Annotated in this window: 6 protein-coding genes; all 6 read left to right on the forward strand. The window is 63.0% G+C overall.

What is annotated here, in order from left to right:
• Window positions 1–760, forward strand: a 760-nt coding sequence (locus tag RIFP1SYM_RS18425) for a hypothetical protein (RefSeq protein ID WP_039960724.1), incomplete at its 5' end; no start/stop codon positions are given.
• On the forward strand, window positions 757–1,176 hold the full coding sequence (locus RIFP1SYM_RS15365) for a hypothetical protein (RefSeq protein ID WP_005966494.1): 420 nt from the start codon (window positions 757–759) through the stop codon (window positions 1,174–1,176). The genes RIFP1SYM_RS18425 and RIFP1SYM_RS15365, both read left to right, overlap by 4 nt.
• Before the next feature lie 13 nt (window positions 1,177–1,189).
• The gene (locus RIFP1SYM_RS15370; RefSeq protein ID WP_039960725.1) at window positions 1,190–1,414 is read left to right on the forward strand and encodes a hypothetical protein; all 225 of its coding nucleotides are present in this window, start codon (window positions 1,190–1,192) and stop codon (window positions 1,412–1,414) included.
• Entirely contained in the window at window positions 1,411–2,601 is a 1,191-nt protein-coding gene (locus tag RIFP1SYM_RS15375) for a PASTA domain-containing protein (RefSeq protein WP_005966495.1), read from the forward strand. The genes RIFP1SYM_RS15370 and RIFP1SYM_RS15375 overlap by 4 nt, the downstream gene beginning before the upstream one ends.
• A 248-nt stretch (window positions 2,602–2,849) precedes the next feature.
• The gene (locus tag RIFP1SYM_RS15380; protein ID WP_005966496.1) at window positions 2,850–3,299 is read left to right on the forward strand and encodes a PASTA domain-containing protein; all 450 of its coding nucleotides are present in this window, start codon (window positions 2,850–2,852) and stop codon (window positions 3,297–3,299) included.
• 151 nt (window positions 3,300–3,450) lie between these two features.
• A complete protein-coding gene (metG, locus tag RIFP1SYM_RS15385) occupies window positions 3,451–5,505 on the forward strand; it encodes a methionine--tRNA ligase (protein WP_005966497.1) in 2,055 nt (684 codons plus the stop codon).
• Window positions 5,506–5,552: the final 47 nt, after the last annotated feature.

Genomic DNA, 5,552 nt, shown 5'->3' on the forward strand with positions numbered 1-5,552 from the left:
CGAAGGGGAGCCGCTCGACCCTCGCGATGCGGCACGCTTTCAGGTACCGAGCTTCGCTGAGCGCCGCACCCAACAGCGCGCCTGGGAGGCACATCGCGAGGCCCTGCAAAGACGCTCCGCCGAGTTGCGAAGAGCAGCACGCAGTGGCAGCAGCCGGCCCGGCTCAGCAGCCCCCTCAACTAGCACCACCCGCTCCGACGCAACCAGTCATGGCAGCTCGGTCAACCAGTGGCTGGCGCGCCGCGACACCCAACGCCAGACCCTGCGGGAGGCGGCGCGGGACCGGCTATCGCCCCTCAACAACCTCGCCAATGTTGGCCGGCAACTAGGCGGCTCGCTCTCCCGCACCTCTGCACAGCTGCGGAATCTCGATCGACAGCTGGCCGAACATGGCCTTGATCAGGAGCGTGAGGAGCTGCGTAAACTCGGCGCCGACAAGCTCTCCAAGGCCACCGCCCAGCTCGACAAATACACCAAGATGGCAGAAGCTCCGCAGCGTGCGGTGGAGAAGATCGATCAATTCTGGCAGGACCGCCAGCGGCAGATCAGCGGCGCAATGGACCAGACCGGGCCCTATGCGGAGCGCACGCGACGGCGCCTCTCTACCGACAACGGCGGCTCTGGCGACCTGTTCGAGCGCATGCAGCGCAACCGCATGCGTGCACTGCAGCGACGCCAGGAGCAGCGCCGTGAGGAAGAACGCGACCAGGCCCGCCGTGATCGCGCACGACACAACCGCCAAGGAGCCTTAAGCAGATGAGCACTCCGAGCCGTTTCATTGCAGAATCACTGGAGGAGCTGCTGGTGTCGATCGCGGATGGCGTTCGCGAGGCGCAGGACGCACTCAATAGCGCCCCACCACTGGATCGTTTCGGCCGCCCCCTGCCCAGCTACCACCTCCCCTATCTCGACTTCCAACTACAGGCCACGATGGAGACAGTCAGCAGTAATAGCGGCGCAGTGCGACTGCGCATCATCCCACTCAATGGCAGCAACACTGCAACTCAGGAGATCTCCAGCACCCTCTCCGGACGGTTGGTGGCGGTACCGCCGGGTGAGGGCTTGCCAACGCCGATCCTCAGCCTCTCATCAACTCGTGAAAACGCACGCCGCCACACCATCAGGGTCACAGCCAAGCAACTCGGCGGGCGAGATCCTAGTCGGCCAGACGATTGAGCTGAATCTCAACATGGAGGCCTCCAAGCAGCTTTCACTGATCCAAGGCATCACCCTCACCAGCCAGCGGGCCGGCACCCGTCTGGCCGATGCGCTGCTGGTAACCGACGCAACCGGCAGTGCCGAAACGCGCTTCGATATCGACCCCGGCATCCCCGCCAAGGCGGTGTTGGTGGTAAGCGCTGAGCTTGGCAGCGAGGTCGCCCATCTGAGCCTGCCGGCGGGAGGTGGCGCATGAAGGTCATCGAGGCGTTCGCCCGCATCCTCAGCGATGAGGGCGCAGATGCTGTGGGGGTCACCGTCAATCTCGAGGTTTATGTGCTCAGCTCGCGGCGCTGGGTGCGACTTGCCTCGGCCAAATCAGCAGCCAAAGGCATCTGGCAGGCCAAGGCGACTCGTCTGCGCTCGGGCGCCTTCTATGCCCCAATGCTGCGTCTGACAGAAGCGGGCAATCCGGCACCGCGGGTACTGGCGCAGTCGGGCAAGCTCAGCTACAACGCCACCAGCCAGGTGCTGAGTGTCGATTTCGGTCAGGTGGAGCGGCTCGCAGAGACCGCCTATCCGCTGAGCGCCTCGAACAGCCGCTTCAGCCGGATCCAACATACCGTAGCCGGTCAGGCGAAACGGGCCGAAGTCTCCAGCGCCACCCTGATGCGCAATATAGCCCTTGCATCCAACATCAACCTGTCACGCACCACCGCGGCAAGCACCGGCAATGCAACAGTTGCGACAGGCAACACCACACTCCTCGATACCTACAACGCTGAGGTACTGAAGCTCAGATCAAACGAGGCAAAGCTGCAATCTCAGCTCAGCCAGAAAGATCAACTGCTCGCCACACGCCAGCAGGATCTAAGCAAGGCCAGCAGCCGCATCGCAGAGCTGGAGAGCACGCTCGCCAAAAGCCTGGCTAACGAGGCCAAGCTGAAGGAGGAGAACGCGAGCTTCAGTGCCGCAGCCAGCCACAAGGCGCCGATCCAGGACATCGCGGCCAACATTGGTGCCGAGGTCGATGCCGCGAACCGGCGACTGCACGATGCACAACACGGCTATCGTTTTGGCAAGATCGAACTCGACCTGCGCGGCAGCGTCAGCGACGACGGTCAATCAATGGCGTTGGCAAGTCTGGTCGACCTGAGCCGGCTCAGCGCTGGCGTTGCCCTGCCCGGAGTGAAGCTGGAACTGCTGCCAAAGCGTGAGCGCCCCATCACCAGTGACAACGTCAAGGTACCCGATGTCAGCGGACTGACCGAGACCGCGGTACGGCGTCTGCTTCAGGCAGCCGGACTGCGCCTGGAGCCCGTCAGCAAATCACTCGGCCCCAAACCGAAGATACCGGTCGGCCAGGCGATCCAACAGTCGCCCAAAGCCGGCGCCGAGATTGCCCGGGGCGAGCGGGTGCTGGTGGTGTTTGCCACGCCCTGATTGCAGAGAGGAGAGATAGCGATGAGTGGAGAGATCCGGGATCTGGTTCGCGATGTAGTGGCCTCGCCACTGGGCGACATCATCGCCTCAGTGGGTGAGGGCGTAGCTGAGGCGCAACAGGGCTGGATGACGGCGCACTGGCCAAGACCCTGGAGATCTACTCCGAGGGCGGCGAGGCGGCACTCGCGCTACTACGCGATATCGGCTACCGCCCCACCTTCTATGCGCTGCCTGAGACCACCGGCGAGGTGCGGGTCTCACTGCACCTGGGTCGATCGATACAGGGCGGCGCAACGCCGACATCCGCAACCGCGCCTCAACCTGCGGTCGCGACACAACTCTCGCGGATCGGCCGCAATCTCGGTATCAGGCCGCGCCTCTACGCGACACCGGTGGATGCCGGATACGCCAACCGCTACGGCTACCAGGCCAACATCAGTGCAAAACTGACCTTTAAAATCATCCCGGTTCCGGCGCCTGAGGGGGCCGACGAGCTGCGCAAGATGCCGAACCTGGTCGGCCACAGCCTCATCGAAAGCCGCACCATCGCCGACTCGCTCGGCCTGGAGATCCGCCTGCAAGACAGCCAGGGCGACCCACTCGATACAGCAGATGAGGCCAGCCTGGTCACCGCTCAGCAACCGGCTGGGGAGCAGATTGTGCGCCTTGGGGATGAGATCCTCCTGACTCTCGGTTGAACTGCCCCCCCCGTCACCCGATCAACCTGAGCCACTGAAAACGGCTCAGGTTCAGCGCGTTCCCCCTCATCCCATCAGCCGCTTTGTGGCATAATGCGGCGCTTTCAGCGGCCCAACGGCCTGATCAAACCGCTCCCGGAAACTGACGCAGATGAACGCCACACCTCGCAAGATTCTCATCACTAGCGCCCTGCCCTACGCCAATGGACCGATCCACATCGGCCACCTGGTGGAGTATATCCAAACCGACATCTGGGCCCGCTTCCAGAAGATGCGCGGCCACCAATGCCACTATGTCTGCGCCGATGACGCCCACGGCACGCCGATCATGCTGCGCGCCCGCCAGGAAGGAATTGAGCCGGAGGCGCTGATCGCCCGGGTTAGTGAGGAGCATCAGGCCGACTTCGCCGCCTTCCGCATCGGCTTCGATAACTACCACTCGACCCACTCCGAGGAGAACCGCGAGCTCTCCAAGACGATCTATGAACGCAACCGGGACGCCGGCCATATCGCCAAGCGCATGATCACCCAGGCCTATGATCCGGTGGAGAACATGTTTCTGCCCGACCGCTTCATCAAAGGCACCTGTCCCAAGTGCGGCGCCGAGGATCAGTACGGCGACAACTGCGAGATATGTGGCGCCAGCTACTCCCCGGCGGAGCTGAAGGACCCGGTCTCGGCGGTCTCCGGCGCCAAACCGGAAGAGCGCGAGTCGGACCACTACTTCTTCAAGCTGGCCAACTTCGAGGCGATGCTGAAACAGTGGACCCGTGCCGGCCACCTGCAGCAGGAGATGGCCAACAAGCTCGGCGAGTGGTTCGAGTCTGGCCTGCAGGAGTGGGACATCTCCCGCGACGCCCCCTACTTCGGTTTCGAGATCCCCGACCATCCCGGCAAGTTTTTCTATGTCTGGCTCGACGCACCAATCGGCTACATGGCTAGCTTCAAGAACCTCTGTGAACGCACCGAGGGGCTGGCGTTCGACGACTACTGGCAGGCCGACTCCGACGCCGAGGTCTATCACTTCATCGGCAAGGACATCGTCTACTTCCACTGCCTGTTCTGGCCGGCAATGCTGGAGGGGGCCGGCTTCCGCAAGCCGACCGCAGTCTTCGCCCACGGCTTTCTCACCGTGGACGGGCAGAAGATGTCCAAGTCCCGCGGCACCTTCATCAAGGCCCGCACCTATCTGGACCACCTCAATCCGGAGTATCTGCGCTACTACTTCGCCGCCAAGTTGGGCGCCGGGGTCGACGACATCGACCTCAACCTGAAGGACTTCGCCCAGCGGGTGAATTCGGACCTAGTGGGCAAGGTGGTCAACATCGCCAGCCGCTGCGCCGGCTTCATCAAGAAGCGTTACGATGGCAGGCTATCCAGCCACCTCGCTGAGGCCGACCTGTTCAACCAGTTCGTCGAGGCAGGCGACAGCATCGCCGAGCGCTTCGAAAAGCGCGAGTTCAGCCGCGCAGTACGCGAGATCATGGCGCTGGCCGACCGGGCCAATCAGTACATCGACGAGAAGCAGCCCTGGGTGATCGCCAAGCAGGAGGGCAAGGAACAGGAGCTACAGGATATCTGTTCCGTGGGCATCAACCTGTTCCGGGTGCTGATCGGCTACCTACGGCCAATCCTACCCGCCACTGCCACCGCCTCCGAGGCCTTCCTACAGGTCAAACCGCTGCTGTGGGACGACCTGCAGAACCCGCTGATCGGCCACCAGATCAGTAAATTCAAGCCACTGATGACCCGGGTCGAAGAGAAGCAGATTGCGGCGATGCTGGAGCATTCGAAAGAGGATTTGAAGCAGCAGGCGACGCAGCAGAGCAAGCCGAAGAAGACTGCCACCGAAGGCCACCTGAGCAATGATCCCATTGCCGACACCATCGAGTTCGGTGACTTCGCCAAGCTCGACCTGCGCATTGCACGAATCGTTGAGGCCAACCATGTGGAGGGGGCAGACAAGCTGCTGCAGCTGACCCTCGATCTGGGCGGCGAGCAGCGCAACGTCTTCGCCGGCATCAAATCCGCCTATCAGCCCGAAAACTTAGTGGGCAGACTCACCGTGATGGTGGCCAACCTGGCACCGCGCAAGATGCGCTTTGGCGTCTCTGAGGGGATGGTGCTGGCCGCCGGCCCCGGTGGCAAGGATCTGTTCATCCTCAATCCCGATGAAGGCGCCGAGCCGGGGATGCGGGTCAAGTAGAGCGGTTTGCCGGCGGGGGCATTGCTGACCGCCGTGGTTGTCGGCAC

Origin of the sequence: endosymbiont of Riftia pachyptila (vent Ph05) (genome assembly GCF_000224455.1) — a bacterium.
Taxonomy (GTDB): Bacteria; Pseudomonadota; Gammaproteobacteria; order Chromatiales; family Chromatiaceae; genus Endoriftia; species Endoriftia persephonae.